Source organism: Aminobacter niigataensis, from assembly GCF_014200015.1.
GTDB lineage: Bacteria > Pseudomonadota > Alphaproteobacteria > Rhizobiales > Rhizobiaceae > Aminobacter > Aminobacter niigataensis.
Genome location: NZ_JACHOT010000009.1, coordinates 108,048 through 125,061 on the forward strand (window position 1 = coordinate 108,048; position 17,014 = coordinate 125,061).

General features: G+C 63.1%; 21 protein-coding genes. 9 read left to right on the forward strand and 12 right to left on the reverse strand.

Annotated elements, in window-relative coordinates; all coding sequences use genetic code 11:
• Both GGQ99_RS23670 and GGQ99_RS23675 read left to right on the forward strand, forming a co-directional pair.
• On the forward strand, positions 1 to 294 hold the full coding sequence (locus GGQ99_RS23670; protein WP_183264422.1) for a hypothetical protein: 294 nt from the start codon (positions 1 to 3) through the stop codon (positions 292 to 294).
• Positions 291 to 605: a hypothetical protein gene (locus tag GGQ99_RS23675; protein WP_183264423.1), complete on the forward strand. Its 315-nt coding sequence runs from the start codon at positions 291 to 293 to the stop codon at positions 603 to 605. Before GGQ99_RS23670 ends, GGQ99_RS23675 begins: the two co-directional genes overlap by 4 nt.
• Here the strand turns inward: GGQ99_RS23675 and GGQ99_RS23680 are convergent.
• The gene (locus GGQ99_RS23680) at positions 571 to 1,221 is read right to left on the reverse strand and encodes a class I SAM-dependent methyltransferase (protein WP_183264424.1); all 651 of its coding nucleotides are present in this window, start codon (positions 1,219 to 1,221) and stop codon (positions 571 to 573) included. The genes GGQ99_RS23675 and GGQ99_RS23680 overlap by 35 nt on opposite strands.
• A gap of 121 nt (positions 1,222 to 1,342) precedes the next feature.
• Here GGQ99_RS23680 and GGQ99_RS23685 point away from each other — a divergent pair, with 121 nt between their 5' ends.
• The 6 genes from GGQ99_RS23685 (at position 1,343) to GGQ99_RS23710 (ending at position 4,127) form a co-directional block, all read left to right on the forward strand.
• Complete coding sequence (locus GGQ99_RS23685) at positions 1,343 to 1,855, forward strand: DUF7338 family protein (protein ID WP_183264425.1); 513 nt, start codon at positions 1,343 to 1,345, stop codon at positions 1,853 to 1,855.
• Positions 1,856 to 1,998: 143 nt separating this feature from the next.
• Positions 1,999 to 2,484, forward strand: a complete 486-nt coding sequence (locus GGQ99_RS23690) for a M15 family metallopeptidase (RefSeq protein WP_183264426.1) — start codon at positions 1,999 to 2,001, stop codon at positions 2,482 to 2,484.
• A complete protein-coding gene (locus tag GGQ99_RS23695; protein ID WP_183264427.1) occupies positions 2,484 to 2,801 on the forward strand; it encodes a hypothetical protein in 318 nt (105 codons plus the stop codon). The genes GGQ99_RS23690 and GGQ99_RS23695 overlap by 1 nt, the downstream gene beginning before the upstream one ends.
• Complete coding sequence (locus GGQ99_RS23700; protein WP_183264428.1) at positions 2,801 to 3,223, forward strand: hypothetical protein; 423 nt, start codon at positions 2,801 to 2,803, stop codon at positions 3,221 to 3,223. Before GGQ99_RS23695 ends, GGQ99_RS23700 begins: the two co-directional genes overlap by 1 nt.
• 237 nt (positions 3,224 to 3,460) lie before the next feature.
• Entirely contained in the window at positions 3,461 to 3,835 is a 375-nt protein-coding gene (locus GGQ99_RS23705; RefSeq protein ID WP_183264429.1) for a DUF1515 family protein, read from the forward strand.
• A 73-nt stretch (positions 3,836 to 3,908) separates the two neighbouring features.
• Positions 3,909 to 4,127: a hypothetical protein gene (locus GGQ99_RS23710; RefSeq protein WP_246389718.1), complete on the forward strand. Its 219-nt coding sequence runs from the start codon at positions 3,909 to 3,911 to the stop codon at positions 4,125 to 4,127.
• 930 nt (positions 4,128 to 5,057) lie between these two features.
• On the opposite strand, the gene GGQ99_RS26340 is transcribed toward GGQ99_RS23710, so the two are convergent.
• From GGQ99_RS26340 to GGQ99_RS23730, 5 genes are all read right to left on the reverse strand, one after another.
• Positions 5,058 to 5,192: a hypothetical protein gene (locus GGQ99_RS26340; RefSeq protein ID WP_281380087.1), complete on the reverse strand. Its 135-nt coding sequence runs from the start codon at positions 5,190 to 5,192 to the stop codon at positions 5,058 to 5,060.
• Positions 5,189 to 5,482, reverse strand: a complete 294-nt coding sequence (locus GGQ99_RS23715) for a ribbon-helix-helix protein, CopG family (RefSeq protein WP_246389719.1) — start codon at positions 5,480 to 5,482, stop codon at positions 5,189 to 5,191. Before GGQ99_RS23715 ends, GGQ99_RS26340 begins: the two co-directional genes overlap by 4 nt.
• A 13-nt stretch (positions 5,483 to 5,495) precedes the next feature.
• Positions 5,496 to 6,425, reverse strand: coding sequence for a non-homologous end-joining DNA ligase (gene ligD, locus GGQ99_RS23720; RefSeq protein WP_183264430.1), 930 nt, complete (start codon positions 6,423 to 6,425; stop codon positions 5,496 to 5,498).
• 65 nt (positions 6,426 to 6,490) lie between these two features.
• Entirely contained in the window at positions 6,491 to 6,745 is a 255-nt protein-coding gene (locus GGQ99_RS23725) for a hypothetical protein (protein ID WP_183264431.1), read from the reverse strand.
• Entirely contained in the window at positions 6,742 to 8,007 is a 1,266-nt protein-coding gene (locus tag GGQ99_RS23730; RefSeq protein ID WP_183264432.1) for a Y-family DNA polymerase, read from the reverse strand. Before GGQ99_RS23730 ends, GGQ99_RS23725 begins: the two co-directional genes overlap by 4 nt.
• Positions 8,008 to 8,545: 538 nt before the next feature.
• On the opposite strand from GGQ99_RS23730, the gene GGQ99_RS23735 reads away from it, so the two are divergent.
• Entirely contained in the window at positions 8,546 to 9,301 is a 756-nt protein-coding gene (locus tag GGQ99_RS23735; RefSeq protein WP_183264478.1) for a metallophosphoesterase family protein, read from the forward strand.
• A gap of 55 nt (positions 9,302 to 9,356) precedes the next feature.
• Here the strand turns inward: GGQ99_RS23735 and GGQ99_RS23740 are convergent, their stop codons facing one another.
• The 6 genes from GGQ99_RS23740 to GGQ99_RS23765 all read right to left on the reverse strand — a co-directional run bounded on the left by GGQ99_RS23740 (position 9,357) and on the right by GGQ99_RS23765 (position 16,908).
• Positions 9,357 to 11,750, reverse strand: a complete 2,394-nt coding sequence (locus GGQ99_RS23740) for a polysaccharide biosynthesis tyrosine autokinase (protein WP_183264433.1) — start codon at positions 11,748 to 11,750, stop codon at positions 9,357 to 9,359.
• A 155-nt stretch (positions 11,751 to 11,905) separates the two neighbouring features.
• A complete protein-coding gene (locus GGQ99_RS23745; protein WP_108607226.1) occupies positions 11,906 to 12,799 on the reverse strand; it encodes a UTP--glucose-1-phosphate uridylyltransferase in 894 nt (297 codons plus the stop codon).
• A 63-nt stretch (positions 12,800 to 12,862) separates the two neighbouring features.
• On the reverse strand, positions 12,863 to 13,813 hold the full coding sequence (locus GGQ99_RS23750) for a glycosyltransferase family 2 protein (RefSeq protein ID WP_183264434.1): 951 nt from the start codon (positions 13,811 to 13,813) through the stop codon (positions 12,863 to 12,865).
• On the reverse strand, positions 13,803 to 14,732 hold the full coding sequence (locus tag GGQ99_RS23755; protein ID WP_183264435.1) for a glycosyltransferase family 2 protein: 930 nt from the start codon (positions 14,730 to 14,732) through the stop codon (positions 13,803 to 13,805). The genes GGQ99_RS23750 and GGQ99_RS23755 overlap by 11 nt, the downstream gene beginning before the upstream one ends.
• Positions 14,729 to 15,715, reverse strand: a complete 987-nt coding sequence (locus GGQ99_RS23760; protein ID WP_183264436.1) for a glycosyltransferase family 2 protein — start codon at positions 15,713 to 15,715, stop codon at positions 14,729 to 14,731. The genes GGQ99_RS23755 and GGQ99_RS23760 overlap by 4 nt, the downstream gene beginning before the upstream one ends.
• 29 nt (positions 15,716 to 15,744) lie before the next feature.
• The gene (locus tag GGQ99_RS23765) at positions 15,745 to 16,908 is read right to left on the reverse strand and encodes a glycosyltransferase family protein (RefSeq protein WP_183264437.1); all 1,164 of its coding nucleotides are present in this window, start codon (positions 16,906 to 16,908) and stop codon (positions 15,745 to 15,747) included.
• Positions 16,909 to 17,014: the final 106 nt, after the last annotated feature.

Genomic DNA, 17,014 nt, shown 5'->3' on the forward strand with positions numbered 1-17,014 from the left:
ATGGTTCAGCGCATCATCTACCCTAACGACAGCGGCGGCATCGTTGTACTTATCTGTCACAGGGCAGATGGCACTCCTTTGACGAATTTGCCGCTTTCGGATGTGGCTCGCAAGGACGTCCCTGTTGGTGTCCCTTATCGTTTTGTGGACGAATCCGAAATTCCGATCGATCGCAGCCAGCGCGATCTGTGGACGGCGGATTTTAGCGAACCGGAGGGCCACGGAATAGGCGCCGAAGCGTGGCTCGCCGAGCAGGCCGCTATTGCCGCCGAAGCAGAGGAGCCGCAGGAATGAACGTCATTACCATCCGCCCCGCGCCGCCGCCTTCTATTGATGACTATAAAGCGGCGATCGTCGCCATGCTCGACGCCAAAGCGCAAGAACGTCGCTACGACAACGCGGTGTCGATTTCGACGTACGAAAAAAGCACCGAAGAGGCGTGGGCGGCGGAAGCTGTAGCGTACATCGCTTGGCGAGATCAGGTGTGGAAGTGCGCTTACGCGGAGCTCAAGAAGGTCGAATTGGGCCAGCGCACGCAACCGACCGTCGAGGGGTTCTTGGAGGAACTCCCTACTCTGACTTGGCCTTCGGGAAGCGCTTCCTGATCGAGCGGCCCATTCTGCGAAACAGTCTGACGATTCGCGGCTCGCGCTTTTCGAGAATATCGGTGATCCGATGCCGGTTCACGGGCCCATTGCCTTGGCCCGAACTCAGCGTTGCGTTGTAAATCCCTGTCCTGCGGTCGTACGCGAACTCGTCGGCGTAGGAGAGCGAGGCACCGACTGCTGCCAGGAGTTCATCTGAGCTTTGATAGTCGTTGTGCACCTTCATCTCCGTTCGGGACTTCTTGTCGTCACCAAACATGTACGTGAAGATGATCTGGCGCCCCGGCGCATGCCTCGCGAGCTCTCGGAAAAAGGCGGGAACGTCGTCGACGTATTCCAGGAATCCGGCGCAAACAACCACGTTGAAATCGGTGTCAGGCAGCCGGAATTCCTTGTTGAAATCGACAACGAACGTGCCAGGCAGATCGGCGACACAGTCGACTGGGATGTATCGGCACATCGGCGGAATAAAGCGGGCCAGCTTTTGATTGCCCGCGCCGATGTCCAAAACAGAGTCCGTGGCGCGGATCAGTTTCGCAATGGTTCTCGATCTCGGTTCCCAAGTAGGCTGCATGCCGTTGGCAACAGCACTCCACTCGCCGACTGAAGTAAGCATAGAAATCCCCTAACCGGTGACTTCTCGCCTTCTGCCATTACGCTGATGCGGAGGCAATAGCGGCCATCTCCCGCACCCCTACCTACCGGGTCGCGTCGGCGCACCTCAAAAGGATCATCCCATGTATCTCCGGTTCGCGCTCCTGGCGCCGCTTTCGCTCGCCTTCAATTTGTTCGTGATGCTGACGGCGCCGATCTGGGCGGCATGGGCCGCCCTCGGCAACCTCTATGTGCTCCCCGGCGTTTTCGCCTGGATCCACACCCACGACGCCAGCATCTACGGGCCGATCCCGAAACCGACCGGTGTCCTCGTCCGTTTCAAGACCGCGGTTTGGTGGCTCTGGCGCAACCCGGGCTATGGCTTCGACGCCTATGTGCTCGGGTTCGACCACGAAGGCATGGTCATCGTCGAGGACACCGGACCGACGACGCCATTTGACAAGGCCCGAACTGCATCCCGGTTCGTCGTGATGCGTGCTGCAGATGGTCGGCGCTACTTCTCGTATCGGTGCGACCTGATGCTGCCTGGCAACCGGTTCATCAAGATATGGCTGGGCTGGCACTGGGATACCAAGGACGGCCGCCGGCACATGATCAAGGTCATGTTCAACCCGTTCCGCAAGCTCTCGTCATGAGGGCTCTCGTCATCGCCGTTCTGCTGCTCCAGGCCTGCCAGACCGGCCACGACATCGATCCTGCCGCGGAGCGCGCCGTGATCTGCAGCATGCTCACCTGCGGTTAGTCCGCTCCCCCCCAATCTGCGACCGAGGAAGTTGTCATGACCACCGCAAACGCGTGGCCCACTCAGGCCGACGTGAGGAAATTCTATGGCGAGCCCGGAAACCCGCAGTGCACGGCCGGCATGGTCGACCTTGCCTATCCAATGCGCATCGCCTGGGATCTCAACCAGCGCATCACCCGGTTCCGCTGCCACGGCAAGGTCGAGGCTCCACTGGAGCGCATCTTCAGAAATACCCTTGCCCACTACGGCGAGGCCAAGATCAAGGCGCTCGGCCTCGATCTCTTCGGCGGCTGCTACAATCTGCGCCAGATGCGCGGCAGCAAGGCTTGGTCGATGCATTCCTGGGGCATCGCGGTCGACCTCGATCCCGCACGGAACCAGCTGAAATGGGGCCGCGACCGCGCTGTTTTCGCGAAGCCGGAATATGAACCGTTCTGGCAGATCGTCGAGGCCGAAGGCGCGCTGTCGCTCGGCCGAGCCCGTAACTACGATTGGATGCACTTCCAGTTCGCGAGGCTGTGATGTTCTTCGATAGGTGGGGTAGCGACGACTGGCGGATCCGCCGGCGCATCATCATCCTACTGCTGCTCTGGTGCGTCGGGCTCGTCACCTACATCGCGATCTACGGGCCGCCGGATCAGCTTCGCGAGGCGATCGCGACATCCCTCATCATCCTGATCGGCTCGATCGTCGGCAGCTACGTGTTCGGTGTGATCTGGGACAACAAGACGAAGATCCCGAGCTCGACAACCGAGATCAAGCAAACCGTTGTGCAGCCGGCGCCCGCGCCGGCTTCCCCTGTGGATCCGGCGCCGCCGCCGGGGATGGCTGAAAGCTGATGCCGTTTCTCGCAATGATCGTCCGTTACGTCGGCTTCACGGGCTTGGCGGTCGCCGCCATCGTCGTCTTCTACGAGGGCCTGCCGCTTGGTCCTCTCCGGGCAGTCCCCGTTCTCGGGCCAGGACTCGAGATGCTGACTGACGGCCGCGTCGACCGGGAACGCAAGGCCGCGCTCGCCGGCTTCGTCCAAGAGGCCAAGCTTGTCGCCGCCGAGGCTGAGCTCGCGGAGACACGCCGGCAGCACGCCGCCGGCCGCAAGGCCACTGCGGGATTTGCCGAGCTGCTCGCGGCGGCGCAAGCCCGCGAGGCCGAGCTCGATGTCACCAACCAGCTGAAGGAGGCCGAGTATGAGGCACAGCTTGCTGCTTCAGGTCGCGCTTGTCGTCTCGACGCCGATGATCTCCGCTTTCTCATGCGCTGATGCGGCGCTGAGACAGGCCGCTGAAACGAAGGGTCGGGTCAGCGCCGGCGTCGTTCTCCCGGACCCTCCTGTCGATTGCGGCGTCAGGGAGCCATATGCGGCGCGCGGTATCGGCGTCGAGGCCCGTATTGTGATCCGGAGGTCAGACGACGCCCTAGACCGCGCCAACGCCCGTGGCGCCCGCTGCAACGGCTGGTATCTCGACCTGAAGTCCGGATACGAGGCAGGGCGGCCACGATGACAACGAATCTCGATGACATCTCAGAGGCGATCGGCAGATTGCGAGCCGAAGTCCAGAACCTCAGCCAACAAATGGCGCACAGCAACAAGCGCGCCGACAATCATCGATCCGCAATTCACCGGCGGGTCGACGACCTGGTACGCGACGTCGGCGACCTCAGTTCCAGCCTGGTCGGGGTCAAACACGATGTCGCTGTGGTGCGCGAAGACCTCGGCGACGCCAAGAAGGTCACCGACGAGGTCAAGCAATGGAAGCAGCGCGGCATCGGCGCCCTGTTCGTCACCGGCATCGCCAGTGCATCCCTATCCGGCATGATCGTTGGGTTCGCGGTCTACTGGTGGGATGCCTTCATGAAATTGCTGCGTTCGTAGCGAGATCCGCGCCCGGCGGTTCCGGGCATCAACCAAGGAGAAGACTAAAATGTCCGCGACTATGAGAGCGAAAATGAAGGTTTCGCGCGTTGAACGTTGGGAGGGCGCCGACAAGGTGACGATGAACGCGGTCTGCAAGCCGAGCGGCTACCCGACGGACGGCAGCGACGAAGACAACACCTACGCGAAGTTCTCACCGCAAGGCGAACTGACGCTGACCATCGCGAATCCTGCGCTCGTCGGCAAGATCGAGCCAGGGACGACCTTCTATCTCGACTTCACGCCGGCATAGCACCGGTATCCATCGGCAACCGCCCCCGTCACCGAAAGGTGGCGGGGGTCTTTTGTCGTTTGAACGGAAATTTTTCGCCGTCTGGAACGGAGTAGCACCAAAGGCGTTTCTGCGGGCGGAGCGCCCCACTCGCCCCTCAAGTGCCCGCGCTCCCCGGCAGTGGGCCTGCCTCTTCTCCTCCAACCGGAAGCGGCGGGCCTTTTCATGGAACGATCTCCCCATCTAGATGCTTGTGCTGGTGAGCGGACTGTCTGCACCCGTCCGTTGAATAGGCCCGCTTATGGCGAGGCTATTTTTCGTCAGCCGACCCGGGCCGCCTTCATGTGTGGTCCCGAAGGGCATCAACATGAACCCCGACCAACCCAGCGAGCAGCCGAAACCTGCAAACATTACGATCCAACGATTGATGAAGGAAGGCGATATCACTGAAGAACAAGCTCGGAAGCTTGTAGCTGATCTCGGATACGACTGGTCGTCACTTCTACGGGAAGCCCGGTTTCTTGCGAAGAAGCGATAACCAAGGGGCCGCGCCGCTATCTGATCTTCCTGATGCGGCCTTTCTCTATGAAAAAGGCGCCGTTTGTCCCGCCTTGCCGCGCAAGATCACTCTGCAATTCGTCCCACGTACCGAGATATTCGCCGCAGTCATCGCATACTATCGGCGTGTCTGACTTGGCGTCCTCTGGAATCCTCAGCCGGATCGTCTTGCAGTAGGGGCATTCCAGCTTGTGGTTCAGATATCGTGCCTCAGCCATAGCGATACCTCCGCCAAGAAAACGGGAACGATTGAGCGTATCGCGACCAACGCAAATTTCAAGAATGTTCCGCGAACCGGGTCAAGAAGGCGGACAGCGCCAAGAGGCGGCCGGGGCGTGATGCCTTGCCGGCATGAGCCACGCTGCCGAGAGGTGGTGGGGCTTTCTCTGCGTTTCAGAGTGTCGGCCACATCAGCCACATCGCCGCGATGTTGGCGCAGGCCGCGACGATCCAGCCAATGACTGACCGATGCCAGATCGCGAAAGCCGAGATGGCAATCGCGGCAATCGAGAAAAGCACGGGGCTCATGGGGTGTCGTCCTCAATTCGCACCGGCAGATATGCGCCTTTCTCCAGCCATTCACGGATGATGACGCGGATCAGGTCTTTCCTGTTCATCTTGAGATCGTATGCGAGCGCGTCGATTGCCTCGTTGACATCGGGCTCAAGCACAATGCCTTCGACGTTGCGCAGGCGGATCGCAGCCCGGCGCAGCATGATCTGCAGATCGGCGCGGCTGATGTCCGCGATCCGGTTCGATGCACTTTCCATCTCGTCGGCGAAGTCGATGCGGGTGCTCATGGGCCGCAGCGTATTCATGCGAAGTCAGATTTCAAGGGGTGAGGATTTCGGTCACCGTCGCGTGGCGCAGTTTCTCCTCGCCGCGCAAGTGCTTGGCCATGACCTTCAGGACGGGATGCACCGGCACCGCGCCCTTGTTACCGGCGCCGATGGGTGTCGCGAAGTGGCTGGTGTGCAGGAACTCCAGCGCCTGCCAGAGATTGTCGCGTTCCTCTCGGGCTATGGCCGGTATGGCACGGCCGACGTACCGCATGCTTGCATCGGTCTCCTCGGCAAGCAGAAGGGATGGTGCGGCGCCTCGCTTACGCTCATACCCAATCACCACGAACTCGCCTGTGATGTAGGCCTTCGTCTTCAGCCAGTCCTTGCTGTCGCCGCTCCTGTACGAGCTAGCCTTGCGCTTCGATACGATGCCTTCGAGGTGCATCTTTTCGACCTCGGCAAAGAACTTGGCACCAGATCCCTCGAATGATTGGCTGAACTGGATCGGCGAGGTGCTGCGCGGATCGCCTATCAGTTCGTGAAGACGCAACCGGCGATCGTCGCAGCGCTGCTTGCGGAGATCGTTGCCGTCGAGCCCGAGCAGATCGAAGGCGTAGAAGATCAGGCTGGCGTTTTCCCAGCGGATCGCGGTCGCAAGCTTCTTGAAGTCGGATCGGCCGGATTCGTCCTGCACCACCATCTCGCCATCGAGGATCGCGTCGCGGGTGATCAGGTCGCGCGCCGCAGACAAGACCGATGCATACTTCTTCGACCAGTCATGGCCGTTGCGGGTGAAGGCCCGCGCGTGGCCGCCAGCGATATGGATCTGCGTCCGGTAGCCGTCGTATTTGATCTCGTGTGTCCATCGGTCGCCTTCGGGCGGCTCTTCCACGAGCGTCGGGATGCAGGGCGGAATGAAGATGCTTGCCACGGCCACCTTCCCTGTAATGACCGGCGCGCCTCCGGCTGAGTCATCCATCAGTCGCGCCGGCCTGCGGGAAGCATTAGCTCCTGCGACCGTAAGCTATCCGCCCGAATTGTTTTTCAGGCAAGCCCTCCGACGAATCCGCTGGTGTCACCCTTGCGCGGCATCGCGAGGCGGACTGCCCCTCGGCAACCGCGCGCCTTGCAGATCTCGTTGCGCTCGACCTCGTCGAGGTACTCGAACTCACGCTCCTCAGACCTGCAGATCATCGCCTTGGTGAGATAGTGGACATGCGCGCAGGCCTTGCAGGTGATCTCCAGGCGCTGGGCATCGTCGAGATCGCGGACCTGTATGTTCTGTTTCCAGCTGCTCACCAGAAATCCTCCGCTGTCGGAATACGCGTGTAAGAGATCTTGCCGCCGACGTGGCCGCCGGCGGGCGGCTTCCACATCCCGAGCGATGTCACGGTTTTCCCGTATCGGGCATTCAAGCCGTCGACCGCATTGGAAACCCGTTCCCATTTCTGGCGGACGCGGTCGTCATTGAGGAGGAAGTCGAGCTGGCGCTCGCCGGCGCGGCTCAGATCATAGAGGGTGACGCCGACCCGGAAGACGGTGACACCGCGCGGGTATGTGGCGCGAACGCGCTTCCATAGCTCATCCAGGGCGGCGAGCACCGCCTGGTCATCGTGGACGATCGGCAGCTTCATCTTGGCCGACCAGTTTCGATCCCTGACTGCCAGCCAAAGCCACAACCCGCTGCAGTAATAATCTTCGCGACGGAGCCGCCGCGCCGCCTTGGTCAGCAAGAGACGGCAGATCTCGAAGGCCCCGGCGAGCGAGCGGCTTTCCGGAGGCAGCACGCGGCCGTGCCCGAACATGCCGCGTGACGACAACGGCGCCTGGACGTCGTAGCCGTGCAGCGCGTACCAAAGCCGTTCCCCGGTGACGTTGTTCCAGAGCTTGCGCATGTGCTTGGGCTCGAGGCGATACAGATCCGCGGTGGTGTAGATGCCGGAGCGGATCAGGCGCCGCTCCATGTTCTCGCCGACGCCAGGGATATCGGAAAGCTTGAGCCCAAGCAGGGGCGCCGGTAGGTCTTCGGGCCGCCAGATCATGACGCCGTTGCCGTAGGTTGCTCCGGAACGCTTTCCCTCCTTGCATGCCATCTTGGCGAGCTGCCGATTCGCGGCGAAGCCTACCGATGAGGTGATGACGGTACCGACGTTGTTCGCCAACGTGGTCTTGAGCCTGGCGGCCAGATGCTGGGGATCACGACGGCCCTCCCCGTCGAGCCGGCAGGTCAGCTCATCGATCGACTTCACGGCATCGATCGGGATGACGGACTGGATCTCCGACAGCAAGGCGTTATGGGCACGGCGATAGAGATCGGGCTTCTGCGGGACCAAGACGATATCGGGGCACAGCTGGCGTGCCTCGGCCACAGGCATCACGTTCTTGACCCCGAAGGCCTTGGCCTCACGCGAACACGCGATGACACATGTCCTGTCGGTCCCATCGAACGGCACAACACCCACTGGTCGACCTCGCAGACGACGGTCGGCCTGCTGCTCGACACTGGCAAAGAAGCCATCGAAATCGAGATACATGCGCTCGATGGTCTCCGGTTTCCGCAAGGCATAGTTCTCCCGTGGCGCGGAACAACGCGCAAAATCGAATGCTGAAAGGGTTTGACCAGCCGGTTGGCGCGGCTGATGTTCTAGAAATGTTCTCATCGCGTGATGGAGTCAAGCGAAAAGGAATGAAATCCTAGAAGTGAGCGTTGACCTTGGGGGGGGAGGTCAGGAATGGCGATTATGCGCGCTTTCGGAGCAACTCGCGCCAGGTGAACGGAACAAAAACATTCGGGGGGGTCGGCATGAAACGCCTTCCCGCTACCATTTCCCCTCCGGAATCATGCCTCTAAAGTGTGAAGCCTCTCGGCATCTGCGAGGCGAACTGACCGCGATGATTCCGGCCAAGCGCACGATCACGGATCTCACGCCACGGACATTCGTCGGACCCGACATATTCTGGCAACGATTTTTACACCCCCCGGCAGGGTGGCATGCCTGTCCATGATACTTGCCGCTATAATGTCGCTCGTTTCGAATGGGCCGGGATGGTTCGGCATCGGCGCTGGCACGCATGTGAGGCAAGATACTGGTGGGTTTCCTGAATTTCCGACAGCAGAACCGGCCTCAGGGGCGCGAACGGGTCGAACTCGAGCTGTCCGACACGGTCGTCTATGCCGTCGGCGACGTGCATGGCTGCTTCAGGGAACTGCGCGCGCTCGAGGCGAAGATCGTTGCCGACGCGGCAATGCTGCCCGGGCGGAAGCTGATCGTCATGTTGGGCGACTACATCGACCGCGGCCCGGATTCGGCGCGCGTGCTCGACCACCTGATCGCCCCACCGCCGGCCGGTTTCGAGCGCATCTGTCTGATCGGCAACCACGAAGCCCAGGCCCTCGACTATCTCGATGGGAAACTCTCGCTCGAACGCTGGCTCGCCACGGGTGCACGCAGCGCCTTGTTTTCCTACGACATCGATGCCGAGCACCTGGCCGAACTCTATGGCAGCAGTGGCAAGCTCGACGAGTACATCCGCGCCAACATCCCGCGCGACCACATCCGGTTCATGCGCTCGCTGCCGATCATGGCCTATTCGGAACGTTTCCTGTTCGTGCATGCCGGCATCCGGCCAGGCGTGCCCCTCCTCGAGCAGAAGGACGACGACCTTCTCTACATCCGCGAGGAGTTCTTCGAGGCGTCCCGGCGGCTCGACCGCTGGGTGGTGCACGGCCACACGCCGACTGACTTCCCGCGCATCGAGGGCCGCCGGCTCGGCATCGACACCGGCGCCTTCAAGACCGGCCGGCTGACGGCGGTGCGGATCGCCAACAAGGGCGGCCGACTGCTGTTTTCCTAGGCCACGCCCCGAAAGGCGGTCCCGGTTCTCGGGAGGCCCATGCGGGCTCCGTGCCTCAGCTGGCGACCTTCACCTTGGGCTCGCTCTTGTCGACATAGTAGCTGGAATATCTCTCCAGGAACTGCTCCGAGCCGCCATAGGCGCCGTAGCGCGGCAGCTTCTTGAGATCGACCTTGTTGAGCACCAGGCCAAGGATCTTGCTGGCGATCTGGGGTTCGGCGTTGAGCGCCGAGCGGACGAGCGGCCGCGGCGTCGCACCCCATTCGGCGACCAGCACGAAGCCGTCGGCGAGTGGCGCGAACGCCTTGGCGTCGACCACCGGGCCGAGCGGCGGCAGGTCGACGATGATATAGTCGAAGGTCGCCTTGGCGTCGTCGATGAAGCGCCGCATGCCGGCGGACGAAAGCAATTCGCTGGTGTGCGAGAAGCGGCCCCGAACCACCGCGGGAACGATCGCCATCTTGGTCTGGCGATCGACCTTGATCACCGATTGCCAGCCCTGGTCGTTGACAACCGCCTCGACCAGCCCCTGCTCGGCATCGATGCCGAGGCTGCGGCTAAGACCGGGATTGCGCAGGTCGGCGTCGATCAGCAGCGTCTTGGCGCCATTGCTGGCGATCAGGCCGGCGAGATTGGCGGCGACCGTCGACTTGCCCTCGCCCGGAAGCATCGAGATGATCCCGATTACCTTGCAGCCCACATCCTGAAGCACGATGTCGCCGGCGATTTTGGTGCTGCGCAGCGTCTCGGCGAACATCGAGGCCGGGGCATCGACGGCGATGCGCATCTTGGCCCTGCGTTTCGCCGCCTCGGCGGCGCGCGTCGGGGGCTGTGGCGGCGGCGTGCCCATCTTGCCCTTCTCGGGTTTGGTCGCGTCCTTCTTGTCGTCGCTCGACCCGAGCAGCGGCAGATAGCCGAGGAACTTGACGCCAAGCCGCTCGCGCACATCCTCGGCGGTGCGGAAGAAGCGCTCGTTGAACTCATTGAGCGCGCCGAAGGCCGCACCGATGACGACGCCGAGCACGAGCGCCAGCCCGAACACCATCGAGGTTCGCGGGCTCGACGGGCCGCGCGGCGTCGTCGCCTCCGAAATCACCCTGACCTTGGCGATCGGGAAGGAGCGCTGCTGCGACGCCTCCTCGTAGCGCGACAGGAAGGTCTGGTAGAGCGTGCTGAGTGCGGTCGCCTGCTGCTGCAGTTCGCGCAGGCGCACCTGTGCTTGGTTGGCGCTGGAGTTCTGGCCGGTCGCCTCCATCACGCTGTTGCGCAGCGCGGTCTCGCGCGACTGTGCCACTTCATATGCGTTGCGGTAGGTCTCGGAAAGCTGGCTCAGTTCGCGAAGAATCTGGTTGGACAGGTCCGCCTGCTCCTTGCGCAGGGCCACGGCCTGGGGATGGTTGGGCCCGAAGCCGGCCGAAATCTCCTGCTCGCGCTTGGACACGCCGGAATAGCGTTTCTTGAGTTCGGAGATCAGCGGATTTCCCGCCTCTTCCGCCGACAGGGTCGAATTGCCGACGGCAGCTTCCGGCCCACTTTCGACGATGGTGCGGTATTGTTCGTAGCGCGCCCGGGCCTTGGCGGTGTCGGCCTGGGCAAGGATCAGCTGGGCATTGAGATCGGACAGCTGCTGTTCGGCGATGGTTTCGCCGCGCGCCGCCGCAAGACCGTTCTCGGCGCGGAACTTCTCGACCTCGAGTGCCGCCTTCTGCGAACTCGTGCGCAGCTCCTCGAGCCGGCCCTGGAGCCAGACGGCGGCCTTTTCGGTGGCGTCGAAACTGGCGTCCAATTGGTCGGCGACGAAGGCGTCAGCATAGGCCTTGGTGATGGCTGCCGCCAGTTGCGGATCGTGCGAGCGGTAGCCCATGGAAATGACATAGCTGCGGCCGGAGCGCTCGGCCATGATATCCGCCTGGAGCATGGCCATCGCCTGCTCCTTGCGCGCCGCTGCCGCCATTGCCTTGCGCTGCGCTTCGGTGAGTTCCGCGCCGCCCGCGACATCGGGGGCGGAACGGAAGATCTGCAGGAAGCCGCGTGCGTAGCCCACCAGGGTCGACAGCAATGACTTCGGCGGCTGCATGAAATTCTGGTTCTGGTCGAGCTTTTCCTTGTCGACGACCACCGCGGCCAGGCGCGCCGACTTGATGATCTCGATTTGGGAGAGGATCGCCGCGTCGGTCTGCATGTTGACCGGCGTCGCCGAAACCTCGTCGACCATCTTGTTCATGCCCTCGTCGATCAGCACGCGGGTGGAAGCGGTGAAGGTCGGCGGGGTGGTCTGGAGGTAAACGAGACCGAGCAGCAGGCCGATGATTGCGCCGACGCCGACGACCTTGGCCTGACGCTTGGCCATGGAAAGAAGGCGTTCGAGATCGATGAAGTCGCTGCCTTCCCGCGGGTCCTCGCGAGACGCGGGTATGCGGTTGTTGAAGGGAAAGCTGGCGTAGTTCATCTGCATTCCAGTTCTTGCTGAGCAGCGTCTGCCGCTCGATGGGTTCTGGCGGAGCCGACTTCAGCTACGCAACTGCGGTGCCGATCGGGCACGCGTTATCTCAAATGTCGTCGAAGGCGAACCGTTTCGCCCGCCTTCGACAACGGTTCATGGCTTTAGGCCGCAGCGACGTGATCGTGCTCGGCGACCATGTCGCGGATGGCATCGAGCACGGAATCGCGGATGTCGGCCCGCTTCAGCGCAAAGGCGACATTGGCCTGGATGAAGCCTTCCTTGGAGCCGCAGTCGAACATCCGGCCATTGAACGGCCGGGCGAAGAAGGCCTGGCTCGCGGCAAGGCGAACCATGGCGTCGGTCAGCTGGATCTCGCCGCCGGCGCCGCGCTTCTGGGTGCCCAGCAGGTTGAAGATCTCCGGCTGCAGGATGTAGCGGCCGTTGATGTAGAAGTTCGACGGCGCGTTGGCCGGCGCCGGCTTTTCGACCATCGCCGTCACCTCGAATCCCGAGCCGACATCGGGCCCCTTGCCGACGATGCCGTATTTGTTGGTTTCGCTCGGATCGCACTGCTCGACGGCAATGACGTTGCCGCCTGTTTCGGCGTGCAGGTCCATGATCTCGGCTAGGCAGCCGCGCTTGCCGAACGACACCATGTCCGGCAGCAGAAGCGCGAACGGCTCGTCGCCGATGATGTCACGGGCGCACCAGACGGCATGCCCGAGCCCGTGCGGCGCCTGCTGGCGGGTGAAGCTGGTGGCACCAGGCACGGGCAATAGGCTCTCCAGCGATTTGATCTGCTCGACCTTGCCGGCCTGTTCGAGCGTGCCCACCAGTTCGGGATGAAGGTCGAAATAGTCCTCGATGACCGCCTTGTTGCGGCCCGTGACGAAGACGATGTGCTCGATGCCGGCTTCCAGTGCCTCGTCGACGGCGTACTGGACGACGGGCCTGTCGACGACGGGCAGCATTTCCTTGGGCATGGACTTGGTCGCGGGAAGGAACCGCGTGCCGAGCCCCGCCACCGGGATCACCGCTTTCCTGACTTTCTTCATCGTGCCAATCCTCTCGCTCATTTCAGTCTCCTCGTCTTGGTCTTGGCCGTCCCGGCTGTCGCATCATTTGCTGGGCCGGTATGCGAACTGCCTGGCAACCCGGCGCAACCGGACTGCGATCGGCATTCGCAAATGGCGAACCGCCGCCGGGTCCCCCAGGGCGGTTCTGATCGCCTTGAGCGGCGACCGCTGCTTGATGTGCTCAACCAGTGACAGGAATGAGGCAGCCTGAGAGAGGCTGCGTGTCCGTCGCGTGAACGCTTTTCGTGCCTCGCCGTCGAGCCTGTTGCGCGCCGCGAAGGCGGCATCAGCGCGCTGCATCGCCTCGATGTGATGGAGCCCCAGAACCCTTGAAATCGAGCCGCTGCGGACATGATAGGCATAGCCTACGGCGGGTTCGACCGCGCAGCGCCCGCCATTGGCGAGTGCGCTGGCGAGCAGGATGTAGTCCTCGCCGATGCGCAATTCCTCGTCGTAGCGAAGGCCATGGTGCTTGAGATATTCACGCAAGAATATCGGCTTCATGTAACCAAAATTGAACGTGGATTCGAAGACGACATTGCCGCCGATGAAGTCGGCCAGCGTGAGATCTGCCAGTTCTTCGAGATAGCGCTCGGGAAACATCACCTCGGGCGGCGTGCCGTCTTCTCGAATCACGGCGATGTTGTCGACGGCCATCTCGGCAGAGCTCTGTTCGGCTCGGGCGATCATTGCGGCAAGCCTGCCCGGCAGTACCGCGTCGTCGGAATCGAGCACGGCGACCCAGCGCCCCCGCGCGGCATCGAGACCGGCATTGCGCGCCCCGCCCGGACCGCGATTTTTCTCAAGCGCCACCACGCAGACGCGCGCGTCGTCATAAGAGCGCGCAAGCGCAAGCGTTGCGTCGGACGAGCGGTCGTCGACGACGATCACCTCGACGGTGACGCCACGTTGCGCCAATGCGCTGTCGATAGCGCGGCCGAGCGTCGCCTCGGCGTCGTAGGCGGCGATGACGAAGCTGACGTCAGGCTGCATCCTGGCCTCCTTCGTTGCCGTAGAGGCGCAGTTCGCGTGCGCCGACCAGCCCGCTGAGCACGCCGACATGCATGACCCCGCGCAGCAGGCTGCGGTTGCGGCTGACCGGCTGGAACGCGGTCAGCCCTGCAGCGGCGAAGCAATAGCTGGCCTTGGCCGAGGCGCGAGCCAGTTCGCCGACCCGGCCCATGCCCGGGCGCTTCGAGCCGAGCAACCGGCCATGCGTCTGGCCGACCCGGAAGCGCCGCTTGGTGAGCCAGCCGAACGAGGCACGCGACGATGGAACAGGCTCCTCCACCCAGGCCTCGGCGGCATAGGCAATGCGCCCGCCGGCGCCGTGGACCTGATCGAAGAACTCGGTGTCCTCGCCGCCAGACTGGCCGCGCGCCAGGCTGAAGCGGCGGCCGGAGATGCTGGGCGAACCCATCCTGAGCAAGGCATTGCAGGTATAGCCGGTGCGGATCTCGCCCTGGACGAACACCGGATAGGTCGAGTGGAAGTCACCGACCTGCATCCAGCCCGGCGCCCCTGCCCCGTAGCGCGCCTTGACCGGTCCGAGCACCACGTCGGCGCTGGTCGCCTGGGCGGTCTCGACCAGCCGTCTCAGCCAAGCGCCCGTCGCCTTTTCGTCATCGTCGATGAAGGCGACGAAATCGGCCGCGCTGGCATCGAGGCAGGCATTGCGGGCGAGCGAGATGTTGCGTGCCGGGCAATGGACGTAGCGGATCGGCAGCGGCAGTTCCTGCGCAAGCTCCGAGACCAGCGGCGAAGCGCTCGGCACCTCGTCATTGTCGGCGACGACGATGCCGATGCGATATCCCTCGGGCAGGTCCATCGCCGCCAGCGAGCGCAGCGTGTCGGCAAGTTCGCGGCGCCTGAAGGTGCAGACGCAGATGTCGATGCCTGGCATCCCGGTCATGCGGTTCGCCCTCCTGCCGGCATGCCGAGCAGCTGGAGCCAGAAGCCGAGCGACCATGCGAAATGCATGACCATTGCCGACACGCCGGCAAGCGCCAGCCCGGGCCTGCTTTCGCGCAAGGCAAGGGCCGCGCCATAGCTAAGGCAGATCGCCGCCCAGACGAGCAAAGGCACGGCCAATATCCAGTGGACGACGGCGAGGCTCGCCAGAAGTGCCGTCGGCGCCACCATCAACGGCACCATCTGCCGGAGCTTGGGGATGACCCGGTGCTTCAGCACGTTCTTCGCCCGGCCCCGGCCGTAGCCGAGATACTGCCGGAACAGGCCGGCAAGGGAGGCACGCGGAAAATAGGTCATGCGGGTGCTGCCGCTCATCCAGATGCGGTAGCCGGCCTGACGCAGGCGATGGTCGAACTCGGCGTCCTCGTTGTGGCTGAAGCTTTCGTCATAGCCGCCGACGTCGCGGAACGCGGCTATGCGGATCAGGGCGTGGTGGCCGTGGTCGACCCATTCTCCCGCCGAGCCATGCCTGTGCTTGGAGCCGCCAGTGCCCAGTTTCGAGTTCTGCGCCGCGGCCGCGGCCTGCTGAACCGTGCCGGTGCCTTCAGTCAGCATCGAAACCACGACGGAATCCGCACCGGTTTCCAGCGCTTCTTCGAGCAGCCTGTCGCAATAGTCGTCGGGGTAGCCGCCATGGGCGTCGATGCGGATCAGGTAGTCGACACCATCGCCGAAAAGCTCGACCGCACGGTTGATGGCAGCACTCTGGATGCGCGCGGGATTGTCGATCAGCACGACATTGTCGTCTTGTGCCACAACGCCGGAAACGATAGCGCGCGTGGCATCACGGCTGCCGCCATCGGCAACGACGATCCGGGCCCCAAGCCGCCTTGCAGCCGGGCGAAGCCTGCCTAGCAGGCCGCCGATATGGCGCTCCTCGTTGAGGCACGGAATAACGATGATGGTGGAGGACGTCTCAATCATGAAGCTGCTTGTCTTGGATGGGTTGGGAATCAGGCGGCGATAGCGCGCGCGTCGACTTGCCCGTTCTCGGCAGCGACGCGTTCGAGCCTCGCCACCAGCGCGCGGCAATCGGAGCGGCTGCACACCCATGTCGCGGGATCGCGCGCAAGCACTGCCCCGTGCAAGGCAGCGTACCGCTCCGTCGTCACGTCCGAGAGCGTTTGCGTCAGCGCCGCGACCGACGGCTCGGACAGCACCAGTCCGACATTCTGGCATTCGAGGAAGCTGGCTGTTTCGGTGCCGGCCATGGCGATCGGCACCGTGCCGAAACGGCAGCCTTCATAGAGCCTGTTGGGCAGCAGCCATGTCGAATTCTGGCCTTCCTCGAAGAAATCGATCGCCCAGGAGAAATGCACTTGCGAATAGATGTCGGCCATATCCTCGGGGTTTCGGTAGGCACCCTTAAAGGCCAAATGGGGCTCGGATTCGACGAAACCATGGAAATCCGGAAACTCCGAAAGCGCCGGGCGCCCGCGCATGACCAGTTCGAAACGGCCTTCCGCGCTGCGGGTGAAATCGGCCAGCAGTTCGAGCGACTTGCGGCAGCGCAGCGCGCCGAACCAGCCGATCTTCCAAGGCAGCTGCGGAACCTGTGACGGCCGCAAATCGAATCGCGGCTCCAGTTCCAGCAGCTTGTTCTCGATGAGTTCGATGGGTGCGTCGATCTGGCCGAACCTTTCGAAATAATGCCTGACGAAGGCCGGCGAACTGGTCAGCAACAGGCTGACATTACGCCCAAGCAGGCGCTCGGCACCGCGCAGGCCCTTGCCGAGCAGATCCTCGCGCAGCACCAGCCGATGGATGTCGAGGCACTCATAGACGGTCGGCACGGACGAAGAGAACGCACTCCGCGCGCGCTGCGCCAGCGCCAGCATTTCAAGATTGCGGGCTACGATCACGTCTGGCGCCGCGACTGATTTCAGCGACGCGGCAATGCGCGTCGCCGCCATGGCGACCGCGCCCAGCCGCTGCGCAAAGCGGCCATCGCGCGTGATACCAAGGTCGATCGGCGTCACGCCTTCGACGTCTTCGAGTTCTTGCGTCCGGCGGAAACCAGCGAGCGTAACGCGCGCGCCACCGGCCTTGAGCATGATGATCCGTCGGCGAACTGCCGGGTCGGAAACATCATGCACCAGGTACAGAACATGCAGCATGAATTCACGCTCGCAGTTTGGCCCACCGATGACGAGGCTAGAGCACCCATTGCTGCATCGCAACAATTATTGACTGGCAGGACCTCAAATATTGTTGCGCCGCAAA

Coding starts and splice junctions, on each gene's coding strand:
- GGQ99_RS23670 (WP_183264422.1), top strand. CDS start 1: ATGGTTCAGCGCATCATCTACCCTAACGACAGCGGCGGCATCGTTGTA.
- GGQ99_RS23675 (WP_183264423.1), top strand. CDS start 291: ATGAACGTCATTACCATCCGCCCCGCGCCGCCGCCTTCTATTGATGAC.
- GGQ99_RS23680 (WP_183264424.1), bottom strand. CDS start 1,221: ATGCTTACTTCAGTCGGCGAGTGGAGTGCTGTTGCCAACGGCATGCAG.
- GGQ99_RS23685 (WP_183264425.1), top strand. CDS start 1,343: ATGTATCTCCGGTTCGCGCTCCTGGCGCCGCTTTCGCTCGCCTTCAAT.
- GGQ99_RS23690 (WP_183264426.1), top strand. CDS start 1,999: ATGACCACCGCAAACGCGTGGCCCACTCAGGCCGACGTGAGGAAATTC.
- GGQ99_RS23695 (WP_183264427.1), top strand. CDS start 2,484: ATGTTCTTCGATAGGTGGGGTAGCGACGACTGGCGGATCCGCCGGCGC.
- GGQ99_RS23700 (WP_183264428.1), top strand. CDS start 2,801: ATGCCGTTTCTCGCAATGATCGTCCGTTACGTCGGCTTCACGGGCTTG.
- GGQ99_RS23705 (WP_183264429.1), top strand. CDS start 3,461: ATGACAACGAATCTCGATGACATCTCAGAGGCGATCGGCAGATTGCGA.
- GGQ99_RS23710 (WP_246389718.1), top strand. CDS start 3,909: ATGAAGGTTTCGCGCGTTGAACGTTGGGAGGGCGCCGACAAGGTGACG.
- GGQ99_RS26340 (WP_281380087.1), bottom strand. CDS start 5,192: ATGAGCCCCGTGCTTTTCTCGATTGCCGCGATTGCCATCTCGGCTTTC.
- GGQ99_RS23715 (WP_246389719.1), bottom strand. CDS start 5,482: ATGAATACGCTGCGGCCCATGAGCACCCGCATCGACTTCGCCGACGAG.
- ligD (WP_183264430.1), bottom strand. CDS start 6,425: ATGGATGACTCAGCCGGAGGCGCGCCGGTCATTACAGGGAAGGTGGCC.
- GGQ99_RS23740 (WP_183264433.1), bottom strand. CDS start 11,750: ATGAACTACGCCAGCTTTCCCTTCAACAACCGCATACCCGCGTCTCGC.
- GGQ99_RS23745 (WP_108607226.1), bottom strand. CDS start 12,799: ATGAAGAAAGTCAGGAAAGCGGTGATCCCGGTGGCGGGGCTCGGCACG.
- GGQ99_RS23750 (WP_183264434.1), bottom strand. CDS start 13,813: ATGCAGCCTGACGTCAGCTTCGTCATCGCCGCCTACGACGCCGAGGCG.
- GGQ99_RS23755 (WP_183264435.1), bottom strand. CDS start 14,732: ATGACCGGGATGCCAGGCATCGACATCTGCGTCTGCACCTTCAGGCGC.
- GGQ99_RS23760 (WP_183264436.1), bottom strand. CDS start 15,715: ATGATTGAGACGTCCTCCACCATCATCGTTATTCCGTGCCTCAACGAG.
- GGQ99_RS23765 (WP_183264437.1), bottom strand. CDS start 16,908: ATGCTGCATGTTCTGTACCTGGTGCATGATGTTTCCGACCCGGCAGTT.